The 22,561-nt window shown below is 52.8% G+C and carries 18 protein-coding genes; 17 read left to right on the top strand and 1 reads right to left on the bottom strand.

The features are described from left to right. Positions 1-43 precede the first annotated feature (43 nt). The 10 genes from LQ777_RS08510 to LQ777_RS08465 all read left to right on the top strand — a co-directional run bounded on the left by LQ777_RS08510 (position 44) and on the right by LQ777_RS08465 (position 10,901). Positions 44-1,075, top strand: a complete 1,032-nt coding sequence (locus LQ777_RS08510; RefSeq protein ID WP_232562092.1) for an aminotransferase class V-fold PLP-dependent enzyme — start codon at positions 44-46, stop codon at positions 1,073-1,075. Between the two features lie 25 nt (positions 1,076-1,100). Further along, positions 1,101-1,679: a MarC family protein gene (locus LQ777_RS08505; RefSeq protein ID WP_232562091.1), complete on the top strand. Its 579-nt coding sequence runs from the start codon at positions 1,101-1,103 to the stop codon at positions 1,677-1,679. Positions 1,680-1,813: 134 nt separating this feature from the next. Beyond that, a complete protein-coding gene (locus tag LQ777_RS08500; protein WP_232562090.1) occupies positions 1,814-2,287 on the top strand; it encodes a nucleoside triphosphate pyrophosphohydrolase family protein in 474 nt (157 codons plus the stop codon). Continuing rightward, positions 2,287-3,300 (top strand): nicotinate-nucleotide--dimethylbenzimidazole phosphoribosyltransferase, encoded by a 1,014-nt coding sequence (gene cobT / locus LQ777_RS08495; RefSeq protein ID WP_232562089.1) that lies wholly within the window; start codon positions 2,287-2,289, stop codon positions 3,298-3,300. The genes LQ777_RS08500 and cobT overlap by 1 nt, the downstream gene beginning before the upstream one ends. A 50-nt stretch (positions 3,301-3,350) precedes the next feature. Further along, entirely contained in the window at positions 3,351-4,133 is a 783-nt protein-coding gene (locus LQ777_RS08490; RefSeq protein ID WP_255720846.1) for an adenosylcobinamide-GDP ribazoletransferase, read from the top strand. A gap of 43 nt (positions 4,134-4,176) precedes the next feature. After that, positions 4,177-4,818 (top strand): histidine phosphatase family protein, encoded by a 642-nt coding sequence (locus LQ777_RS08485; RefSeq protein WP_232562088.1) that lies wholly within the window; start codon positions 4,177-4,179, stop codon positions 4,816-4,818. Between the two features lie 6 nt (positions 4,819-4,824). Beyond that, positions 4,825-5,043 (top strand): hypothetical protein, encoded by a 219-nt coding sequence (locus LQ777_RS08480; RefSeq protein ID WP_232562087.1) that lies wholly within the window; start codon positions 4,825-4,827, stop codon positions 5,041-5,043. Between the two features lie 87 nt (positions 5,044-5,130). Next, positions 5,131-7,206: an alpha-L-fucosidase gene (locus tag LQ777_RS08475; RefSeq protein WP_232562086.1), complete on the top strand. Its 2,076-nt coding sequence runs from the start codon at positions 5,131-5,133 to the stop codon at positions 7,204-7,206. Positions 7,207-7,235: 29 nt separating this feature from the next. After that, positions 7,236-9,521 carry a family 20 glycosylhydrolase gene (locus LQ777_RS08470; RefSeq protein ID WP_232562085.1) on the top strand — a complete coding sequence of 762 codons (2,286 nt, stop codon included), beginning with the start codon at positions 7,236-7,238 and terminating at the stop codon, positions 9,519-9,521. Positions 9,522-9,875: 354 nt separating this feature from the next. Further along, positions 9,876-10,901 (top strand): LacI family DNA-binding transcriptional regulator, encoded by a 1,026-nt coding sequence (locus LQ777_RS08465; protein ID WP_232562084.1) that lies wholly within the window; start codon positions 9,876-9,878, stop codon positions 10,899-10,901. A gap of 10 nt (positions 10,902-10,911) precedes the next feature. On the opposite strand, the gene LQ777_RS08460 is transcribed toward LQ777_RS08465, so the two are convergent. Then, the gene (locus LQ777_RS08460) at positions 10,912-11,376 is read right to left on the bottom strand and encodes an Lrp/AsnC family transcriptional regulator (RefSeq protein WP_232562083.1); all 465 of its coding nucleotides are present in this window, start codon (positions 11,374-11,376) and stop codon (positions 10,912-10,914) included. Positions 11,377-11,594: 218 nt separating this feature from the next. On the opposite strand from LQ777_RS08460, the gene LQ777_RS08455 reads away from it, so the two are divergent. The 7 genes from LQ777_RS08455 to LQ777_RS08425 all read left to right on the top strand — a co-directional run bounded on the left by LQ777_RS08455 (position 11,595) and on the right by LQ777_RS08425 (position 22,485). Continuing rightward, entirely contained in the window at positions 11,595-12,557 is a 963-nt protein-coding gene (locus LQ777_RS08455; protein WP_232562082.1) for an NAD-dependent epimerase/dehydratase family protein, read from the top strand. 5 nt (positions 12,558-12,562) lie between these two features. After that, positions 12,563-13,759 carry a glycine C-acetyltransferase gene (gene kbl / locus LQ777_RS08450; protein ID WP_232562081.1) on the top strand — a complete coding sequence of 399 codons (1,197 nt, stop codon included), beginning with the start codon at positions 12,563-12,565 and terminating at the stop codon, positions 13,757-13,759. Positions 13,760-13,910: 151 nt separating this feature from the next. Then, positions 13,911-14,768, top strand: a complete 858-nt coding sequence (locus LQ777_RS08445; RefSeq protein WP_232562080.1) for a sugar phosphate isomerase/epimerase family protein — start codon at positions 13,911-13,913, stop codon at positions 14,766-14,768. Positions 14,769-14,844: 76 nt separating this feature from the next. Next, complete coding sequence (gene ggt / locus LQ777_RS08440; RefSeq protein WP_232562079.1) at positions 14,845-16,590, top strand: gamma-glutamyltransferase; 1,746 nt, start codon at positions 14,845-14,847, stop codon at positions 16,588-16,590. A gap of 256 nt (positions 16,591-16,846) precedes the next feature. Next, positions 16,847-17,440 carry an RNA polymerase sigma factor gene (locus tag LQ777_RS08435; RefSeq protein WP_232562078.1) on the top strand — a complete coding sequence of 198 codons (594 nt, stop codon included), beginning with the start codon at positions 16,847-16,849 and terminating at the stop codon, positions 17,438-17,440. 252 nt (positions 17,441-17,692) lie between these two features. Next, on the top strand, positions 17,693-18,808 hold the full coding sequence (locus LQ777_RS08430; protein WP_232562077.1) for a FecR family protein: 1,116 nt from the start codon (positions 17,693-17,695) through the stop codon (positions 18,806-18,808). A 257-nt stretch (positions 18,809-19,065) separates the two neighbouring features. Continuing rightward, complete coding sequence (locus tag LQ777_RS08425; RefSeq protein WP_232562076.1) at positions 19,066-22,485, top strand: TonB-dependent receptor; 3,420 nt, start codon at positions 19,066-19,068, stop codon at positions 22,483-22,485. Positions 22,486-22,561: the final 76 nt, after the last annotated feature.

Here is a 22,561-nt window from a genome sequence, read left to right as displayed (position 1 = left end):
CTACCTACTAAATCGAACGGCTGGCCCACAGCTGCTCACGGCCATGATTACGTTTTATCCCGGACCATCGAAAGTGTACCCGCAGGTAGCCGACTACGCGGTCGATGCCGTGCGCGAAGGCATTGTCAGTCTCAATCACCGCAGCCCCGGTTTCATGACGATCGTGCAGGAAGCGGTTCAACTACTGCACGAAAAACTCGCCATCCCCGCCGATTACCACATTGCTTTTGTATCATCAGCTACGGAATGCTGGGAAATTGTAGCGCAGTCGTTAACGGAACAGGCCAGTCTGCATCCTTATGGCGGTGCTTTCGGCAAAAAATGGGCGGAGTACGCGTACCGCATCAAGCCACCCGTCGCGCTTAATCAGGCTGATGTGTTGTGTCTGGTACAAAACGAAACGTCGAACGGTACGCAGATCAGCATGGAAACGCTCGCCCAGTTCCGGCGCGATTTTTCCGGCACAGAAGGGTCAGCCCTGATTGCGGTCGATGCCGTTTCGTCGATGGCGGGTATCTCATTCGACTGGACGCTGGCCGATGTGTGGTTTGCGTCGGTCCAGAAATGCTTCGGCCTACCCGCCGGACTGGCGGTGCTGATCTATTCACCGGCAGCGCTCCGGCGGGCACAGGAAATCGGCGAAAACGATCATTACAACAGCCTCCTATTTATCCACGAAAATTTTTCCAAGTTCCAGACGCCTTACACGCCTAACGGCCTCGGTATTTACCTGCTCATGCGGGTTTTGCAGCAAGTGCCGCCCATTGTGGAGGTCGATGCTATCACCAAAAAACGAGCTGCGGCCTGGTACGCTTTTTTTGAGCAGGAAATGACCGCATCACCGTTCCGATTGCTGGTTACCAACCCGGCTGAGCGTTCCGATACGGTGATCGCCGTTGAAGGCTCCGAAGCCGATATAAAAGCGGTCAAGCAAGCGGCTCAACAGGCGGGCATCATGCTCGGCAACGGCTACGGCGACTGGAAAACGACAACGTTTCGGATCGCCAACTTTCCGGCCATTACCGATGGCGAGATCGAAACCTTACAACAATTCCTTTTGTCATTTCGGGCATAAGCAAGTAGAATGACAGCATACGATTATGTTCAACCTGAAAGAAATTGCTTCGGTTACCCTTATTTTATTCTCGGTTATCGATGTCATTGGCTCCCTGCCCGTGATTATTGATCTGCGCAAAAAAGTCGGCAAGATTGAGTCGGAGCAGGCAACCGTGGTGTCGGGCGTGCTCATGATCTCATTTCTTTTCGTCGGCGAACGCATCCTCAAACTCTTCGGTGTCGATGTGGCTTCGTTCGCCGTAGCGGGCGCGCTGATTATTTTCCTGATTGGTCTGGAAATGATTCTGGGCCGAACGATTTTCAAACCAGACGAAGCCAGCACAGGCGGAGCAACGCACATCGTCCCGATCGCTTTCCCGCTGATTGCCGGAGCCGGTACGTTGACGACCATCATCTCGCTTCGCGCTGAGTATCAGACCATCAACATCATCATCGGTATCTTGTTGAATCTGATATTGATTTACGTCGTTCTAAAATCATCGGGCTGGCTTGAAACGCGTTTAGGATCGGGCGGGTTGGCCGTTATTCGTAAAATATTCGGTATTATCCTGCTAGCCATCGCTATCAAACTGTTTAAAACCAACCTGATCGCTGATTTCTAGACCACTACTTAGCTCGTCAGTTAGCGCTCGTATCGTTTCAAACGTGCTGTCAACGCATAATCCCACAATAAACTAATTTATTAATCATCGTTTGATGACATCCAATCCGTTCATCAACGTAATCACCGTTTAGAATGCACTCACCTGACTCACTTACCCAGGTTGCGGAATTTCACCGCACGTTTCATGCGCCCGTACTCGATACCCCACAGATCCCGTCCGAAGGCCGTTGTCAACTGCGCGTGGCATTGCTGGCCGAAGAACTCGACGAATTTCGGGATGCTATTGCCGCTAACGACATTGTGGCGGTAGCCGATGCGCTTTGTGATTTGCAATACGTACTGTCGGGGGCGGTTCTCGAATTTGGCCTGGGTGATAAATTCAAAGCCCTGTTCGATGAAGTACAACGATCCAACATGAGCAAAGCCTGCCTGACCGTCGAAGAAGCGGAAGCAACGGTAGCCCAGTATCAGGACAAGGGCGTTCCCTGCCACTTCATCGAGTCTGACGGAAAGTTTCTGGTGTACCGGGATGCCGACCACAAAACCCTTAAAAGCATCAACTACTCGCCCGCCGATTTAGAAACGGTGCTTAACAGCCAATCGTAATGCTTACCCCTGCTTCATCAACGCTCGAAACAACTGTTCGTCGGCGTATCGACTATAAAACCAAACCCCTCGGTGCTTTGGGACGTCTGGAAGAATTAGCGCTTCAGATTGCCCTGATCCAACAGACCGAAACGCCCGTATTGACCAATCCGCACCTGCTTGTTTTTGCGGGTGACCACGGCCTGGCGGCAGAAGGCGTTAGTGCCTACCCTGCCGATATCACCTACGGCATGGTTAAAAATTTTATTGCGGGCGGAGCAGCCATTAACGTCTTCTGTCGCCAGAACGGGCTGCAATTGCTCGTCTGTGATGTAGGCGTCAACGGCTCGTTCGAAGAGAATACCGAAAGCTTCGTCAAATACAAGATCCGGCCCGGCACGCGCAACATGCGCTACGAACCCGCCATGACCACCGACGAATGCGAGGCCGCCATTGACGCGGGGAAAACGCTGGTCAACGGGGTTCAGTACCGGGGTTGCAATGTGATTGGCTTCGGCGAAATGGGCATTGGCAATACCTCACCAGCCGCTTTGCTGATGCATCGCTTAACGGGGCTCCCGCTGGACCAGTGCGTCGGACGCGGCACGGGCCTTTCCGACGAAGGCTTGGCCCGCAAGCTCGCTATCTTGCAAGAAGTCGCCACCCAACACGCCGATCAGACGGAACCAATGGCTGTTTTAACGGCGATGGGCGGTCTGGAAATAGCGGCTATGGTCGGCGGGATGCTACGGGCGGCCGAAAACGGCATGGTCATTCTAATCGATGGGTTCATTGCCACAGCCGCTTTACTGGTCGCCAATGCACTGAATCCGTCGGTACGTCAGCACTGCATTTTCTGCCACCAGTCCGACGAGACGGGGCATAAACAAATGCTTTACTTCCTAGAAGCCAAACCCTTACTTTCGCTCGACCTGCGGCTGGGCGAAGGAACCGGCTGCGCGCTCGCTTACCCGATCGTTCAGGCCGCTGTTGCGATGCTCAACGACATGGCAACAATGGACATCCTGACCTAAATCCGGACCGAGAAAGCCTGCGAATCAGAAACGATAAATTCCCAAACAGCGTGCGACTCTTCTTTACCGCCCTTATGTTCTACACCCGGCTGCCGGTGCCAAAGTCCATCGATCACTCGGCGGAGGCACTCAATCGGGCAACGATGTTTCTCCCGCTTATCGGCTGGCTGGTGGGCGGTATTGGGGTCGGCGTGTACTGGCTCGGCACGGTGCTATTTCCACCGGCCTACCTACCCGTACTGTTCAGCATGATCGCAACGGTATGGGTAACAGGTGCTTTTCACGAAGATGGATTTGCGGACGTCTGCGACGGTTTCGGCGGTGGCTGGACAAAAGAAAAAATTCTGTCGATCATGAAAGACAGCCGCCTGGGAACGTACGGAACGATTGGCTTAGGCTTGTTGCTGGCGGTTAAATTCTTTGCGCTCCAATCGATGCTGAGCGTTGAACCGTTTGGCTGGACGGTTGTCCTGAAATACATATCAGCTCACAGCCTGAGCCGCCTGACAGCCACAACCGTGATTCGTGCGCTACCCTACGCCCGCGAAGACCTCGACGCGAAAGCGAAGCCCATTGCGCAGGGCATCACGATGGGTCAACTAGTGCTGGCTACGTTGTTTGGGCTCTTACCCTTGATGGCGCTCGTCCTCTACACGACCCTCTGGATTTATCTGCTGTTTCTGATTCCGCTGGTGCTCATACGCTGGCGGCTCGTGTGGTTTTTCAACAAGTGGCTTGGCGGCTACACAGGCGACTGTCTGGGCGCTACGCAGCAGCTTACGGAAGTGGTTGTTTATCTGTCGTTTGTATCGTTATTGTGGATTTCGGTTTAATCACTAGCCGACTCACCCAAAAAACCCTTTATCCCTTGTCCTCATGGATGTTTATCTGATTCGTCATACCGAAGTAGCCGTCGGGCGAAGTGTTGCCTATGGGCAGTCGGACGTTGAACTGGCCGATACGTACGAAGAACAGCGCGACCGCTTAATCAAGCACTTACCCGACGATCCGATGGCTATCTTTTCGTCGCCGTTGCGTCGTTGCCAGCAGCTCGCTACCGATCTGGCCGCGACGTTTGCGCACGGCAGCCAGATCGAAACCGCTCCCGGTCAGACCGCCGTGGTAGACGCACACCCGCCCCTGGTACAATTGGACGACCGACTAAAGGAGTTCTTTTTCGGCGATTGGGAAATGATTCCCTGGGCTGACATTGGCCGGGCCGCGCTCGATCCGTGGATGGCTGATTTCGTAAACATCAAAACCCCGAATGGCGAAAACTTCAACGATGTCTTCGAACGCGTGGGTGATTTCTGGCGCACTATGGTCCTGCCATTAGCGCAAACCCAACCCACACAGCCCGTATTTGTTGTTTCCCACGGCGGGGTGATTCGGGCTTTGCTTTGTCTGTTTCTGGATTTATCCCTTCAAAATGCTTACCGCATCAATCTGGACTACGGCGCGGTTACCAAACTGACCATCACCGAGTCATCGTACACGATTCAGTACATCAATCGCTAAGCGCTTATGATGTCGTCAGGTGCGTGGTGTCGTCAGGTGCGTGGTGTCGGCGGGGCCGCCCGCGCGGTTCTCAAAACCGACCCTTGGCGTCAGCAATCCGTGTCGGTTTCTCAAAACCGACTCCATGCGGGCTGCCCCGCCGATACCACGGAAAAATCGACACCACAAAAAGCTTCAGTAACAACTGAACAAGAGTTTCAAGCGGATCAGGGTACCCCGCCGTAACGACAAACAGCGTATCTTCGTCCTTAAACCGGAATTCCGGTAAGTAATTTCGCTGGGTAACCAGTCCATTCCCATTCGTACTTCATAATGATCCATCAGCGTTTTTTCCTTTGGGCAGTTGTTTTAGGGCTTTTCGTTCACCAGGCAACTGCTCAGACACCCGCTCCGTACGGTGCGGTTCCGTCGGCCCGTCAGCTGGCCTGGCACCGGATGAAATACTACGCCTTCGTCCATTTCAACATGAACACGTTCTCCAATGAAGAATGGGGACACGGCACCGAAAAACCAGCCATGTTCAACCCTACCCAGCTCGACTGTCGGCAGTGGGCGCGTGTGGCGAAGGAAGCGGGTATGGAAGGAATCATCATCACGGCCAAACACCACGATGGATTTTGCCTGTGGCCTTCGAAATACACCGAACATTCGGTTAAGAACAGCCCCTGGCGCGATGGTAAGGGCGACGTATTGAAAGATTTGTCGGCAGCCTGCAAGGAATATGGCCTTAAATTCGGCGTTTACCTTTCCCCCTGGGACCGCAACCACCCTGCCTACGGAACACCCGAATACAACGAGATCTTTAAAAAGACGCTTCAGGAAGTACTGACCCAATACGGCGACGTGTTTGAGGTATGGTTTGATGGGGCCAACGGCGAAGGTCCTAACGGCAAAAAGCAGGTTTACGACTGGCCGGGTTTTGTGGCTACCGTTCGTCAGTTCCAGCCCAACGCCGTTATTTTTAGCGACGCGGGCCCCGATATTCGCTGGGTGGGCAACGAAGATGGTTACGCAGGCGAAACCAACTGGGGCACGCTCAACCGCTCCAAAGTATATCCGGGTTATCCTAACTATTGGGAGTTGACACCGGGCCACGAAGATGGGACCGACTGGGTACCCACCGAAGTCAATTGCTCCATCCGTCCGGGCTGGTACTACCACGCTAATGAAGATGACAAGGTAAAGTCGCTGGAACATCTGGTCGATATTTATTACAGCTCCATTGGCCGCAACGGCAACTGGCTGCTCAACTTGCCCGTAGACCGACGGGGACTGGTTCACGAAAATGACACCAAACGGCTGATGGAGCTGAAGGCCTACACCGATAAAGCATCGAATAACCTGGCGGGTGGTAAGAAAATAACCGCCAGCAGCTTGTTCGGCAAAGCATCGACGTTTGCGGCCAGCAACGTGCTGGACAAAAGCCGGGATACCTACTGGGCCGCAGCGAACGGCACCACCCAGGCTACCCTCGACATCGATCTGGGCAAGCCGACCACGCTCAACCGACTGCTTATCGAAGAATACATTGCGCTGGGGCAGCGCGTGAAGAAATTCTCGGTGGCGGCCTGGCAGAATGGCAAGTATCAAACCATTGCGCAGGGAACGACTATCGGCAACCGGCGCATTCTACGATTCCCAGCCGTGACGACGAGTAAACTACAGATAAGTATTGACGAAGCGAAAGCGAATCCGCTGATCAGCAACGTCGAAGTATACAACGCTCCCGAACTGATTGTAACCCCCGTTATCAGCCGGAGCAAAGACGGAATGGTCACCATTGCCTGCCCCCGGACGACTGATCCGGTCATTACGTACACCACCGACGGATCGGAGCCTACCGCCCAGAGTCCGCGCTTTAGCCAGCCCTTTGCGATGCCCACGGGTGGTATCGTAAAAGCCCGCGCTTTCGTGGACAACATGAAACGAGCCAGCAGCCCCGTTACGACTGAGTTTGACATTAGTTCGGCGAAATGGAACGTTGTTTCAGCGGGTGGTTCAGCTTCTGGCAAAACAACGGATCGGCTAATCGATGGTAACCCCGCAAGTTTCTGGCAACAGCGTAAAACCGGTGAAACACCAGCTTCGGTGGTACTGGATCTTGGTGAGTCCCTGCCGTTGCGTGGGTTTACGTACGTACCCCGTCAGGATGGTAAAAAAGACGGCATTGTGTACCGCTACGCCGTTTCGGTCAGTCAGGACGGTCAGACGTGGTCGGCTCCGGTCAGCCAGGGCGCATTCAGCAACATTAATAACAATCCGGTCAAACAGACGATACGGTTTGATCAGCCGCAAACGGGCCGTTACCTGAGATTCGACGCGCTCGAAACGACGGGGGCCAACGATACCATGGTTTCTATTGCCGAACTGGGTGTTCTGACCCGGTAAAGTGCTCTTTTCTTCCATTATCTGTTCCAATGAATCGAATCTATTTGTCGGTATTGCTGAGCTTGCTCACACCGTTGCTGGTGTGGGCACAAACTCAGCAGCAACGTTACCCACTCATTCCCTACCCAACATCGCTTACCCCCGCGCAGGGTGAGTTTACGATCACCGCTCAAACCGCGCTGATCGTTCAGGATAGCCGGTTCCGTAACGAAGCGGACCAGCTCGGCCAACTCCTGCAACCGAGTCTGGGAAAATCGCTCAGCCCGCGCGGCAACGGTACCAAAATCATCCTTCAGCACGACCCGGCGATCACCCAGACCGAAGGCTATAGCCTGACCATTACCCCGCAGCAGGTAACCCTGAAAGCGGCTCAACCGGTTGGTATGTTTCGGGCCGTTCAGACCATCCGTCAATTATTGCCCATCAGCATCGAACAGAAGATGGCGAAACCCGTTCCGTCGCTGACGCTTCCGGCGGTACAGATTCAGGACCAGCCCGCTTACGCCTGGCGGGGTATGCACCTCGACGTTTCGCGGCATTTTTTCTCGATGGATTATCTACATAAATTCATTGACCGCCTGGCTCTTTACAAATTCAATAAGTTTCACCTCCACTTGACCGACGATCAGGGCTGGCGGATGGAAATCAAAGCCTACCCCAAGCTGACGAGCGAAGGGGCCTGGCGCACGTTTAACAACCAGGATTCGGTGGTTTTGAAACGGGCCGCTACCAATCCCGATTTCGATTTACCCAAGCAGTTTATCCGGCAGCAGAACGGCAAAACGCAGTACGGTGGTTTTTATACGCAGGACCAGATGCGTGAACTGATCAGGTACGCAGCCGCCCGGCATATCGAGATCATCCCCGAAATTGACATGCCCGGCCACCTGACCGCAGCGATTAAAGCGTACCCGTCTCTGAGCTGTACCGGACAGGAAGGCTGGGGTAAAACGTTTTCGGTTCCCATTTGCCCCTGCAACGAACCCACGTATGCATTTACGGAAGCCGTACTGAGCGAAATTATTGCCTTGTTCCCGAGCCAGTACGTGCACATCGGTGCCGACGAGGTAGAAAAAACGACTTGGGCGCAATCACCCGCCTGTCAGGAGTTGATGAAGCGGGAAGGCATCAAAAACGTCGAAGAACTGCAAAGCTACTTTGTCCACCGGATCGAAAAATTTGTCCAGTCGAAAGGCAAGAAACTCATGGTTTGGGACGACGCGCTCGAAGGCGGTCTCAAGCCGTCTACGGCGGTTATGTACTGGCGTAGCTGGGTGAAAGATGCCCCCCAGAAAGCCGCTCAGAATGGCAATACGGTTGTTATGACGCCTGTTAGTACGCTTTATTTCGACAATCCGCCGGGGATTCAATCCGTCGAGAACGTGTATAATCTGGCCATCGTCCCACAGGGCGTACCCGCCAATCAGGTGAACCAGTTTATCGGTGGACAAGCCAACATCTGGACCGAATACATCCCGACCGAAAACCGCGTTGATTACATGAGCATGCCCCGCATGACGGCGCTCTCGGAAGTGGTTTGGACTAATCACCCGGACTACGCATCGTACCAGCAACGGTTACTGTCGCACTTTCTACGGATGGAACAGATGGGTATCAAATACCGCCTGCCCGATCTGACCGGCTTTACCGAAGAAAACGTCTTCGTTGACAAGGCTACGCTGCGCATCAAAAAGCCGTTAGCAAGTTACGCGTTGCGCTACACGACGGATGGCAGTCAGCCCCAACGCAACTCCCCCGAGCTGCCGGCCAGCCTGGATATTACCCAGCCACAGACGGTCAAGGTAGCTGCGTTTACGCCATCAGGCGTGCAGGGTGACGTTTATTCACTGCGGTATCAGCAGCAGTCGTACGCTACGCCGGTTACAGCCGCGAATCCACAAGCGGGTTTGCAGGCCAGTTACTACAAAAAAGCGTTTCGCAATACGAAAGGCATAAACGGACAAACCACCGACAGCACGTTCATCATTCATAACCTTGTCGTGCCTAAATCGGTCAACGCACCGAGTTTTGGTATTCAGTTTCGCGGGTATTTGACGGTACCCCAAACAGGTGTCTACAGCTTTTTCTACACCTGCGACGACGGCGGTGTTCTGCGCATTGCCGACCGGCTGGTGGTTGACAACGACGGGAATCACGCACCTATCGAAAAAAGCGGTCAGGTCGCCTTACAACAGGGCGCTCATCCTTTCGCAGCGGATTTTATCGAAGGCGGTGGTGGCTTCACGCTCAAGCTCAAATACAGCCTGAACGGTAGCGAGCCTATGGACATTCCTGATAGCTGGTTTTCGCATTGATAACGTTCTTCGCTGTAAACGCAGCAGTTTAAGTAGCAGGCTGGCTCAACGGATTGGGCTAGCCTGTTTTGTTTTCCGACCGAATTAAATTGCTTTCTAAAACGTCATGACTGCCCCCGGTGTGACAAATGATGGACAAACAAAGACGCTTTTGGTCGTGGTGTCGGTTTCTCAAAACCGACTCTTGGCGTCAGCAATTTGTGTCGGTTTTGAGAAACCGACACCACGGACACGCCGATACCACGCGGGTGGCCCTCGCTACATCACAGCGATAAACTTTATAGACCGAGCAGGTCGTTGTCTTATCTGCTTTGCAATTTTTTTTAGATTGCGTCACTCGTTCTAGCTACCCTTGTGAAAAACACGCCCGTCACCATTAAGGACATTGCCCGATCGCTCAACATTTCGGTCTCGACCGTTTCTCGCGCCTTACGGGGAATGCCTGAGATTCATCCGAATACCCGGAGTGCGGTGATGCGTCTGGCCGAGGAACTGGACTATCAGCCGAATCAGTTGGCGAAAAATCTGGCGAAAAGCCGCACCCGGACCATCGGCGTTATCGTGCCGAACCTGAGCTATTATTTTTTTTCGGCCATGCTCAACAGCATCGAAGAATCGGCGTTGCAGGCGGGTTACAGCGTGTTGGTTTGCCAAACGAACGAATCGTATTTACGGGAGATTACCAACATTCAGAACCTGATGCGTAGTCAGGTCGAAGGCTTCATTATTTCCTTATCGCGCGATACCGACAACTACGAACATGTCGAACGGCTGGCCCGTAAACATATTCCGCTGGTGCTTTTCGACCGCCACGCCGAAAGCATCGACGCATCCAAAGTAATCGTTGATAACCAAGCTGCGGCCTTTAAAGCGACGGAGCATTTGATCGAAAACGGCTGTCGGCGTATCGGGTTTCTGGCGGGGCCTCCTCAGTTGCTGCTCAGCAATCAGCGGGTGGCTGGCTACCGGGAAGCGCTGGCCAAACACGGACTAAGCGTCGGCGATCAGTACGTTGTTCACTGCGATTACACGCACGAAAACACGATCATGCAAACATTGACGCTGATGAGCCTACCCCAGCCCCCCGATGGTGTCGTAATGATCAGTGACCGGGTCGCGTTTCCAGCCATGTACGCCATGAATCAGAAAGGACTGCGCATTCCGCAGGATGTGGCCGTTGTCAGCTTCAACAACGAGCCGGTCTCCGCTTTCTTTTCGCCCGCGCTCAGCAGCATCAGCCAGCCCATTCAGGAGATGGGTTCCGAAACGGTGCGTCTGCTGATTAACCAGTTAGATGCCTCGGACGATATGCCGGTGGTCAAAGAAACAAAAATTATGGAAACGCAATTGATTGTACGCGCATCGTCAATGCGCGGCTAATGCTTCACGTCTAAGGGATAAAATAGCCTAGATTGTGCTTGATTTCCTTTAAGACAAACGTACTGTTGAGCACACCGATATTTTCAATCTGCGACAGTTTGTACTTTACAAAATCGTGGTATTCGTTCAGGCTACCGACGTGGATTTTGAGCAAAAAGTCCACCTGTCCGGCCATGTGGTAGCACTCCTGTACCTCCTCCAGCTTCTGCACTTCCTCTTCAAATTTGTCAATGAACGCTTTGTCGTGGTAACGCATCGACACCTGACAGAACGTTGTTATGGGCTGACCCAACAGCCCTTTGTCCAGCACAGCGACGTACTGTTTGATAAAACCAAGCCCTTCCAGACGCTTGATTCGCTCGTAAACCGGCGACAAAGTAAGGCCCAGTTGCGCAGCCAATTCCTTTGTTGTCAGCTTCGCGTCCTTCTGTAATAGCCGTAGTAACTTCTTATCGGTTTCGTCGATTAATTCCATGCCGAAAATTTTTCTATTGAGTGTAATTGTCTCCTATCTGTACCCGTAAATATAACTGTCCCCGTCGTCACATACCATAATAATAACGGATTCTATAAAGATCTATCTATTTATTAACGGCAAATATAACTTTGCAGAAGAAATAGTTGCCTCATCAACGGACACTTCATCAACAACTATTTCGCTTGTTACATACGTTTCCTTAGCATTCATTGACGATGAAACGAGAAACTATTTTAGTAATTGGCGCAAACGGACAGATCGGCACGGCGTTACTGCCCCGGTTACAGGATTCGTTTGGTTTGAACAACGTTATTGCGGCTGATTTACGCAGACCGCAGTCTGAACACGGTCCCTTTGAATTACTCGACGCAACGAAGCCCGATGCGCTGACCGAAGTGGTTCGGCGGCACCGGGTAACGCAGATTTATCACCTGGCCGCTGTACTGTCGGCCAAAGGGGAAAGTGACCCGCTCTGGGCCTGGAATCTAAACATGCAGACCGCCCTCAACGTACTCGAAGTAGCGCGGCTGCATAAGGTAAAAAAGGTATTTATTCCGAGTTCGATAGCGGCTTTCGGCGACCACGCCCCTAAGTACGAAACCCCACAAAACGCTTTTCTGGACCCCTCGACGGTGTACGGTATCAGCAAAGTAGCCACTGAAAACTGGTCGCTTTATTATCACAACCGCTACGGTCTGGATGTTCGCTCGTTGCGTTATCCCGGCGTGATCAGCTACCAGTCTATGCCCGGCGGTGGCACCACCGATTATGCGGTATCTATTTTCCACGAAGCCGTTCAGGGACATTCGTTTGAGTGCTTTCTGGCCGACGATACGCGGTTGCCCATGATCTACATGGACGATGCGCTACGGGCAACGCTGGAACTGATGGAAGCTCCCCAGTCGCAAATCAGCGTTCGGACGTCGTACAATCTGGCGGGTATGAGCTTTACGCCCGCCGAGCTGACAGCTGCCATCCAGACGTACTTCCCGGATTTTGTTACGCGCTACAAGCCTGATTTCCGGCAAGCCATTGCCGACTCCTGGCCGAAAACCATCGACGATTCGGTGGCCCGGCAGGATTGGGGCTGGAAACCCGCCTTCGATCTGGCCCGCATGACGCACGACATGATTACCAACCTGACAGCCGTTTACCAACCGCTCGTCTCAATCCACTAAACAACATGTACGGAACGATCAAAGAACAACTTCAGCAGGAGCTGAATACCATCAAAGAAGCCGGTCTGTATAAATCAGAACGCATTATCGTCTCCCCTCAGTCGTCGGTGATCGCCATCCACGACGGTCGGGAAGTACTGAACTTCTGCGCCAACAACTACCTGGGCTTGTCTTCGCAACCCGACGTGGTGGCGGCTGCCCACGACACCCTCGACACGCACGGATTTGGTATGTCGTCGGTGCGATTTATCTGTGGAACACAGGATATTCATAAAGAGCTGGAACGCCGGACCGCTGAGTTCGTTGGAGCCGAAGATTGTATTCTGTACGCAGCGGCTTTTGATGCGAACGGGGGCGTATTCGAACCGTTGCTGAACGAAGAAGACGCCATTATCTCCGACGAGCTAAACCACGCGTCGATCATCGACGGTATCCGGTTGTGCAAAGCCAAGCGGTTCCGTTACAAGCACAACGACATGGCTGATCTGGAAGCGCAGCTAAAAGCAGCTTCGTCGGCCCGCCGGACGCTCATCGTAACCGACGGTGTCTTCTCAATGGACGGCACCATTGCTCAGCTGGACAAAATCTGTGATCTGGCCGATCAATACGGCGCGATGGTGATGGTTGACGAATGCCACGCCAGCGGTTTTATGGGCAAAACTGGTCGCGGAACGCCCGAATACCGGAACGTGCTGGGCCGCATCGACATCATTACCGGAACCTACGGCAAAGCCCTGGGTGGTGCGTCGGGTGGGTTCACAGCCGCGCGTAAGGAAATTGTCGAACTGCTTCGCCAGCGGTCACGTCCTTATCTGTTTTCCAACACATTAGCTCCAGCTATCGTCGGCGCATCGCTTAAAGTACTCGACATTCTGGAAGGTTCGACGGCCCTGCGCGATAAGCTGGAAGCCAACACGCGCTACTTCCGTGAAGCGATGACAGCCGCCGGATTTGATATTCTGCCCGGCGAACACCCTATTGTGCCGATCATGCTGTATGACGCACCACTCGCGCAGGAATTTGCGGCTCGGCTGTTGCAGGAAGGCATTTACGTCATTGGTTTCTTCTATCCGGTAGTCCCGAACGGCAAAGCGCGGATTCGCGTGCAGATTTCGGCGGGTCACGAACCGGAGCATCTCGAACGGGCGGTAGCTGCGTTTACGAAAGTAGGCCAGGAACTGGGCGTTCTTGCCGAAGCATAACCAACAATAATACCTACTACCTCCTCTATTTTAACGAACGAGCCACCCCGACAGTCGGGGTGGCTCACCTTTTTAGCGCAAAGCCGTGCCTGAAAACAAGTAGTAGTCACCCTAAAAAAGCTTTAACCGGATAGCCTCAACTTAGTCAATCATGTTTAGAATAGGTTATTCATCATTTCTCGTTTTGCTGGCTTCGGTTGGCTTCGTCTGTGCTCAATCCCGCAAGCCGCTCTACACCTTTCCCCTCGGCGTCGAATCGTACACCTACCGGGCGTATTTTCCTAAAAGTGTCACAGCTACGCTGGATACCATCAAAGCCCTGGGCTTTACCGAGCTGGAAGGGGGCGCTCCCAAAGGCGTAACCACCGAAGAATTCAAGAAAATGCTCGACGAACGGGGTATCAAGGTTCCGGCAACGGGCGCTGGCTATGAGCAGATCGTGAAAGATCCGGAAAGCGTTATCAAGAATGCCAAAATACTGGGCGCTTCGTACGTCATGGTCGCCTGGATACCGCACGAAAAAAACAACTTCACCATCGACAACGCAAAGAAGGCCGTCGAAGATTTTAACCGCGTGGGCAAAATCCTGAAAGACAATGGCCTGACGTTCTGCTACCACAACCACGGTTACGAATTCGGTCCTTATCAGAACGGTACCCTGTTCGATTACATCGTTCAGAACACCAAGCCAGAATACGTATCGTTTGAGATGGATATTCTCTGGGCTACCCACGGTGGAGCCGATCCGGTCAAGCTGCTGAACAAGTACGGTAGCCGCTGGAAACTAATGCACCTGAAAGACCTCAAAAAAGGTATCAAAGGCGATCTGAGTGGTGGTACCCCTCCCGAAAACGACGTAGTGCTAGGACAAGGCCAAATCGATATGCCAGCGGTATTGAAGGCCGCTAAGAAAGTTGGCATCAAGCATTATTTCATCGAAGACGAAAGCAACCACGAGGATACGCAGGTTCGGCAAAGTATTGCCTATCTGAAAGGTTTAACCGAATAGCATCCTGGATGTAGTACATTTCTCAACTTCCCGAAAGCACCTAACTTTCGGGAAGTTGCCTTTTTAGCCTGTAACCATGACCATTCGTTGTGTCCGTTATCTAACCGTTTTTATAAGCCTCTTTACGTGTCCGCTTTTTGGCCAACCCATTACCGGCAAAGGCGACCGCATTAGTGGCCTTAACTTCGCGACCCGCAGTCCGGTGCTGGGCAAGCATGGCATGGTGGCAACGAGTCATCCGCTTGCTACGCAGATCGGTCTGGATGTTTTGAAACAAGGCGGAACTGCCATCGACGCAGCGATTGCGGCCAACGCTGCGTTGGGCGTTATCGAACCGAACAACGGCGGCATTGGGGGCGATTTATTTGCCATTGTCTGGTCAGCTAAGGACCGGAAACTGTACGGCCTGAATGCAAGCGGACGTTCACCAAAAGGATTGTCGTACGAGACGTTGAAAGGGTTACTGGGCAAGCAGACGCAGATACCGCTCTACGGTCCCTTGTCGGTTTCGGTTCCCGGCGCGGTCGATGGCTGGTTTGAATTACACAAGCGTTTCGGAAAATTACCCGTTGCCAACTTACTCGCCCCGAGCATTCGCTACGCCCGCGAAGGCGTTCCAGTCCCTCAGGTGATTGCGTATTCCTGGCAGGTTGCCGCTCGTCGGTTAGCCGACAATCAGGCCGTCGTTTCTGAATTTGAGAATTTCCGTAAAACGTTTCTGATCGACGGAAAAGCGCCGATCGAAGGACAGTTATTTCGGAACCCAGACCTAGCCAATACCTACGAAAAAATTGCTGCTAACGGTCGGGATGGCTTTTACAAAGGAGCTGTGGCCGAAGCGATTGACCATTACGCCCGCCGAGCGGGATTATACCTGCGTAAAGACGATCTGGCTAATCACAAAAGCACCTGGATTGATCCGGTTTCGGTAAACTACCGGGGCTACGATGTCTACGAGCTACCGCCCAACGGTCAGGGGATTGCCGTGTTGCAGATGCTCACCATCCTGGAAGGCTTTGACCTGAAAAGCATGGGGCACAACAGCGCGGATTATCTGCATTTGTTGGTTGAAGCCAAGAAGTTAGCCTTCGAAGATCGGGCACGGTACTATGCCGATCCCGACTTTTCAAAGATTCCCGTAGCCGCTTTACTGAACAAAGACTACGCAGCTCGTCGACGCAAATTGATCGACCCCAAGAAAGCTGCCGAGCGCATCGATGCTAACGATCCGACCTTACGCGCGGGCGATACGGTGTATTTGACCGCAGCCGACGATCAGGGAAATATCGTCTCGCTGATTCAAAGCAACATGCTTGAGTTCGGGAGCGGCATGGTACCCGACGGGTTGGGCTTTGTCTTTCACAACCGGGGCACGAGCTTCAACATGCAGCCCGATCATGCCAACCACTACGCGCCGGGCAAGCGCCCGTTCAACACGATCATTCCGGGTTTCGTCACCAAAAATAAAGAACCGTTTTTAAGCTTTGGCGTCATGGGCGGTGCCATGCAACCTCAGGGACACGCCCAGGTGCTTTGCAACATTATTGATTTTGGCATGAACGTGCAGGAAGCCGGAGATGCCGCCCGGTTCAGTCATTCGGGTAGTAGCGAACCAATTGGAACGGTTATGAAAGACGGGGGCCGGCTAGCGCTCGAAAGCGGCATAGACAAGACCGTTCGGGATGAGTTGGAACGCCGGGGACACCGTCTGATCGACACCGATTTTTTTGGTGGCTATCAGGCTATTCAGTGGGATAGTCTGAACCGGATCTATTGGGGTGCCAGCGAAATGCGCAAAGATGGACAGGCCGCTGGCTATTAGCCGTTTATACGCAGTAGTTGTATCATCGCTTTGGTTCTTCTTTACGGTAAAAGCCAAGCTTCTCTTGTCTAACAGTCTTTTGCTGATAGCTCAGATACTTTAGAGTCTTCGCAATTCCATGCACGAACAACACCCGATGGTATCGTTCGTTCGATTGATCCAGTAGAATTTAGTAGGAGAAAATGAAGCTTTTTTTAGCCAAAAGTGTTGCCATAGATACAAGCGTGTTCGCCTGACCCATTAGATTACCGATTGCATGTCTGTTCCTCCTAGTTTCTCACCCGACGATGACCATGCGTTATGGCAGCAGTTTCGGGAAGGTAATACCGTTGCGTTGGGTCAGTTGGCAAAAAAGTATTACCAGACGCTTTTTAACTACGCCACGAAGTTTACCAAAGACACAACGTTAATCGAAGATTCGATTCAGGATATTTTCCTGAAGCTATGGGAACATCGCGCTCACCTGAACGACACGCTGTTTGTTAAATTCTACCTGCTAAAAACACTTCGGCATCACTTTATTAAACTCCACCAAAAGCACCTGCCCGTAAACGAAACGTTACAGGGTTGGCTCGACGTAAGTGACGACACGGGAGTTGAAAACCGAATTATCAGTGAAGAAAACTGGCAGCTAACCACGCAACAATTAAAGAACCGCGTAGCCGACCTGTCGAAACGCCAGCAGGAAGCCCTATACCTGCGTTACTACGAAAACCTGACGTACGAACAGATTGCCCAAACGATGGGCATCAATTCGCAGTCCGTTGCCAACCTGCTCCAGAACTCGCTCAAACGGCTCCGCGACCATTGGACCTACCTCCTGCTCCTGTATTATAGCCTGTTTATGTGAACGCTGTAATTGGTTCATCGAAAGGCCATTAGATTGTTTTTTGTCCTCCTGACGATAGGAAGGATCTTCGCGAATAGTCATTAAAGGTCATTCTTGAAGATCCTTCCTGTCGTCAGGAGGACAAAAACGATGTCGAACCAAGACCGTAGACAACCTCTTTAACAGCGGAAAAAATAATTTTACAAAAAAGTAAGTATAAAGCCACCGAAAAGGGATAATCCATTATGTAGAGGCACCTAACTGCCTTTTTCAATGAAAGATTATCAATTCTTCGAGTTTGACGATTTTTTAGAAGACGTTGCTTTCCGGCGTTGGGTTTTTAACCCGCTTCCGCAGGATGACATCTTTTGGGAACAGTGGCAAACGGATCATCCAGCCCAAAAAGCGACTATTCAACAGGCTCGTCAGCAGCTACTGACGATCAAGGGGAATCTACTGCTGCTTTCTGACGAGCATATTGATCAGAAGGTAGCGCAGTTGGTTCAGCGGGCGCAAGCTATGCCGGCGAGCGAAGAACCTACCGCACCGATTGTCCGGCGGATCAGCGCAACCTGGTATTACATGGCGGCTTCGGTAGCCTTGCTGCTTGGTTTGTTGTGGCTCTACCAGACTCAGTTAAAACCAGAATCGTCAACCACAAATTCCTATGCACACTTACTCGAAAGCGCTACTCAGCCGCTTGTGGAGGTAGAGAACAGTGGCTCGCAGCCCAAAAAGGTGACTCTCTCCGACGGAAGTACCATCGTCCTGTACAAAAACAGCCGTCTCAGCTACCCCAAGCAGTTCAATACCCAAACGCGTGAGGTGTACCTGACAGGCGAAGCTTTTTTCCAGATCCATAAAAATCCGGGAAAACCGTTTCTGGTCTACGCCAACGAGCTAGTCACCAAAGTATTAGGCACCAGCTTTTTTGTCAAAGCGTACGAGAAAGACCAGAACGTTTCGGTAACCGTCCGGACGGGTAAGGTTTCGGTTTTTGCCCAGGCGGATAAAGACGCGGGCATTCAGAAAACAAGCCGGGAGTTAGGCGGTATGATTCTGATGCCGAATCAGCAGGCAACGTGGATGCGGGTCGATAAGCGACTGGTTCGATCCTTGATAGCCCAACCGCTTCGGGTTGACAACCAAATCCTTACTACCGCTTTTGTCTTTAAACAAACACCCATTGCGGATGTATTTGCAGCACTGGAACGGGCCTACGGAGTCGATATCGTTTTTGACGAAGCGCTGATGGCCAACTGTACCCTGACTGCCCGGCTGGATGATGAATCGCTCTACAAAAAACTGGAATGGATCTGCGCCGGAACCGAATCCAGCTACGAGGTAGTAGACGGTCAGATTATCATCACGAGTCAGGGATGCCAGTGAGTTCATGGTTTGTAAGCGCCTATTCGCCAACCAGCGCTACAATCACTAACTAGATTCAAAAACCAACCAATAAAACCCAGAACCACCTATGACATAAATCGCCACAGCTTGATTACCACCCAATGATAAAGGCCGCCGGTGTTGCAGCACCGACGACCCCGTAGTGCATCCGTACAATGTCGCCAAACATTGGCCTCGCCGAGGCTAACGGAACTTTGTTGCCAATTCCAGAGAATTAACATTAAGCGTGAAAAAATATGAAAAATAAACGACAGTTGCGTGAGCAGGTCTCTAAAATCATGCAAATTGGTCTCTTTCAGTTCATTATAGCCGTCGTATTTGCGGGTATGTCCCTGGCGCACGATAGCAAGGGACAAGAACTACTTGATCGACGAATTAACATTACGTGCACCAACCAGAGCGTTGAAAGCGTGCTGGAACAGATAGAAAAAACTGCTCAGGTACGTTTTCTGTACAGCTCCGAGCTGATTCGGGCCGACCGACGGGTAAGCTTTTCGATGCGGAACCAAACGCTGGCTACGATCCTCGACAATCTGCTGAAACCCCTTCAGATCAATTACGAAGTATCGAGTCAACAAATTATTTTGAAGCGTGCGGTAGCCGCAACAACACCCGAGCAACGCCCAAACGTCGAACGGGCCGCCCTCTCCGTATCCGGGAAAGTAACCAGTGATGCGGGCGAAGCGCTGCCCGGTGTAAGCGTTGTTATCAAAGGAACTACGACCGGAACCGTTACCGATGTTAACGGCAACTTCACGCTGACGGTCCCCGACAACAACGCGGTGCTAGTTTTCAGCTTTGTCGGGTTCGTCGGGCAAGAGGTTCCGGTTAATAACCGAACCACGCTCAACGTAACGTTGGCAACAGATGTCAAATCGCTTTCTGAAGTGGTCGTAGTCGGTTACGGTACCCAGCGTCGGCAGGAGCTAACCACCGCCGTTACGTCGGTAAACAGCCAGTCCATCGAGCGGCAGCCCGTTGCGGGTTTCGATCAGGCGCTTCAGGGTCAGGCTCCCGGTATTCAGGTGACCTCCCCTACCGGTGCGCCGGGCGCGGGTATCAACGTCAGGATTCGGGGCAATAACTCCGTCAGTCTGACCAACTCGCCCCTGTACGTGATCGACGGCGTACCCGTTCTGCCAACCTACGACCGCGAGCTCGGTGTCGGCAACCAGCGCCCAAATCCGCTGAACACGATCAACCCAAGCGATATTGAGTCGATTGACGTGCTGAAAGACGGAGCCGCTGCGGCCATTTACGGGCTACGGGCGTCGAACGGGGTTGTCGTCATCACGACCAAGCGGGGTAAAACCGGCAAGGCGCAGGTCAATTTCAGCGCCTATTACGGTATCCAGCAGCTTCGCAAAAAATTGCCCATGCTGAACTCGCGTCAGTTTGCCGAGTATTATAACGATGCCCAAACCGCAGCCGGTCAGTCGCCTTCGTTTGCCAACCTGGATTCGCTGCCGTACAACACCGACTGGCAGGATGCAGTCTATCGGCAGGCGGCTATCCGCAACTACCAAATCAGCCTGAGTGGTGGTACCGACAAAACGAAATATTACGTATCGGGTGGTTACTTCAAACAGGACGGTATTGCCCAGAACTCCGGCTTCGACCGGTACAGCTTCAAACTGAACCTGGATCAGCAGATGAGTACGCGTTTCCGGTTAGGAACTAGCCTGAACCTGAGCCGCACGAACACCAACGGTAGCGTTCGTAGTGAATTAGGCGCTGGAAACTCCGGTACGGTCTTGGGCGCGCTGGCGCAGATACCGACCATTCCGATTCGCAACGCCGACGGCACCTACAGCATCAACCCGTTCCAGCAGTTCGACAACCCGGTGGGTAACCTGCTCGAAACGCGGAACAACGCGGTGATCTACCAGGTCATCGGCAACGCGTACGGCGAGTTCGACGTTTTGAAAAATCTGACATTCAGAAGCTCGCTGGGACTGGATTTCCGGTCGCAGATCGAAAACGAATTTATATCCCGCAACTATCCGGGTACGCAGAATGCCAGCCCGGCCACACGCGGTAGTGCCCGTACGGGAACCAACCAGCAGCTTATCTGGCTGTGGGAAAATACGCTGACCTACGACCCAAACATCGGCGACAAGCACAACCTGACCTTACTGGCGGGACAGTCGGTACAGGCGTCGGATCGGTTTACGTCGGGCGCTTCGGTGACCGGTTTCCCATCCAATGCCGTGCCGTATCTGTCGGCAGGAACGCAGTTTACGCGCCCATCAAGTTACCAGGACCAGTGGGGTTTGTTCAGCTTGTTTGCGCGGGCGATTTACAACTACGACGAACGGTATCTGGCTACGCTGAGCTTACGGGCCGATGGGTCGAGCCGGTTTGCGCCGAACAATCGCTTTGGCTATTTCCCGGCCTTGTCGCTGGGCTGGCGCTTATCGCGTGAGCCGTTCTTCCCGCAGGGCAAAGCCATCAATGACCTGAAAATTCGGGCTAGCTTCGGGGCTAACGGTAACCAGGAGATTGGTGCTTACGACCGGTTCAGCACTTATGGTTCAGGTTACAACTACGCCGGTACCAGCGGTATTTCGGGCGGTATTGCCCCTGATCGCATTGGCAACAACGCCCTGAGTTGGGAAACGACCTACCAGTACAACGCAGGGATCGACGCGGGTTTCTTTAAAGACCGGCTGACGGTTACGCTCGACGCGTATCTAAAACAAACCCGGAACCTGCTGACCAGCGTACCCCTGCCGTTCAATGCCGGTGCCCAAAATCCGCAGACCATTCAGAACATCGGTACCGTTCAGAACAAAGGGTTTGAAATTGGAATCAACAGCACCAACATCCAGAGCGAAGGCAATGGCTTTACCTGGTCGAGCAACCTGAACTTCTCGCTGAACCGCAACCAGGTAATCGACATCGGTACGCTCCGCAACGAGCAGGGCCAGGAAGTAGACCGGACTATCATCGGCGATTACACGATTACGCAGAAAGGGGCTCCGCTGGGTGCTTTCTTCGGCTACCAGGTGCAGAGTATTTTCCAGACGACGGACGAAATTGCGAGTGCCGCCACGCAGCCGGGTCAGCCAAAACCGGGGGATATTCGCTTTGCGGATCTGAACGGCGACGGACGCATTGACGCCAATGACCGGACCATCATCGGTAATCCGAACCCGGATTTCATCGCTGGTTTCACGAACAACTTCTCGTACAAAGGATTCGAACTAAGCTTATTCTTCCAGGGTAGTTTCGGCAACGACATCTACAACCAGAACCGGGTAACCATCGAAGGCATGTCGGACCCGCTCAACCAGACAACGGCGGTGCTGAATCGCTGGACGCCAACGAATACCAATACAACTATTCCGCGGGCGGTTCGGTACGACCCCAACCAGAACAACCGATTCTCGACCCGCTTCATAGAAGATGGCACCTACGTTCGGCTGAAAAACCTGACGGTTGCCTACAATCTGCCCAACAAGTTTCTGCAACGGGCCAAAATCAGTGGCGTTCGGTTGTACGTGACGGGTCAGAACCTACTCACGTTTACCAACTACAGTGGCTACGATCCAGAGGTGAGCGCCGACCCATTCTCGTCGGTTGGCTTCGGTCGGGACTTTGGTGTGTATCCGCAAGCGCGTACCTACACAGCTGGTCTTAATGTCACATTTTAATCCGTGACTGAGTGATTGGGCGACTGACCGACTACCCCGTTGGAACACCGTTCGCCCAATCACTCAGTCGCTTTCT

It is taken from the genome of Spirosoma oryzicola (assembly GCF_021233055.1).
Taxonomy (GTDB): Bacteria; Bacteroidota; Bacteroidia; order Cytophagales; family Spirosomataceae; genus Spirosoma; species Spirosoma oryzicola.
The sequence above is the reverse complement of the archived record's forward strand: the minus strand, read 5'-3'. Positions and strand labels throughout refer to the sequence as shown.

Excerpts from the sequence above, each read along its gene's own strand:
- LQ777_RS08480 (WP_232562087.1), top strand. The coding sequence starts at position 4,825 with ATGATGTCGTCAGGTGCGTGGTGTCGTCAGGTGCGTGGTGTCGGCGGG.
- LQ777_RS08430 (WP_232562077.1), top strand. The coding sequence starts at position 17,693 with ATGAAAGATTATCAATTCTTCGAGTTTGACGATTTTTTAGAAGACGTT.
- LQ777_RS08485 (WP_232562088.1), top strand. The coding sequence starts at position 4,177 with ATGGATGTTTATCTGATTCGTCATACCGAAGTAGCCGTCGGGCGAAGT.
- LQ777_RS08475 (WP_232562086.1), top strand. The coding sequence starts at position 5,131 with ATGATCCATCAGCGTTTTTTCCTTTGGGCAGTTGTTTTAGGGCTTTTC.
- LQ777_RS08460 (WP_232562083.1), bottom strand. The coding sequence starts at position 11,376 with ATGGAATTAATCGACGAAACCGATAAGAAGTTACTACGGCTATTACAG.
- kbl (WP_232562081.1), top strand. The coding sequence starts at position 12,563 with ATGTACGGAACGATCAAAGAACAACTTCAGCAGGAGCTGAATACCATC.
- LQ777_RS08445 (WP_232562080.1), top strand. The coding sequence starts at position 13,911 with ATGTTTAGAATAGGTTATTCATCATTTCTCGTTTTGCTGGCTTCGGTT.
- LQ777_RS08500 (WP_232562090.1), top strand. The coding sequence starts at position 1,814 with ATGCACTCACCTGACTCACTTACCCAGGTTGCGGAATTTCACCGCACG.
- cobT (WP_232562089.1), top strand. The coding sequence starts at position 2,287 with ATGCTTACCCCTGCTTCATCAACGCTCGAAACAACTGTTCGTCGGCGT.
- LQ777_RS08425 (WP_232562076.1), top strand. The coding sequence starts at position 19,066 with ATGAAAAATAAACGACAGTTGCGTGAGCAGGTCTCTAAAATCATGCAA.
- LQ777_RS08455 (WP_232562082.1), top strand. The coding sequence starts at position 11,595 with ATGAAACGAGAAACTATTTTAGTAATTGGCGCAAACGGACAGATCGGC.
- LQ777_RS08505 (WP_232562091.1), top strand. The coding sequence starts at position 1,101 with ATGTTCAACCTGAAAGAAATTGCTTCGGTTACCCTTATTTTATTCTCG.
- LQ777_RS08510 (WP_232562092.1), top strand. The coding sequence starts at position 44 with ATGATTACGTTTTATCCCGGACCATCGAAAGTGTACCCGCAGGTAGCC.
- ggt (WP_232562079.1), top strand. The coding sequence starts at position 14,845 with ATGACCATTCGTTGTGTCCGTTATCTAACCGTTTTTATAAGCCTCTTT.
- LQ777_RS08470 (WP_232562085.1), top strand. The coding sequence starts at position 7,236 with ATGAATCGAATCTATTTGTCGGTATTGCTGAGCTTGCTCACACCGTTG.
- LQ777_RS08435 (WP_232562078.1), top strand. The coding sequence starts at position 16,847 with ATGTCTGTTCCTCCTAGTTTCTCACCCGACGATGACCATGCGTTATGG.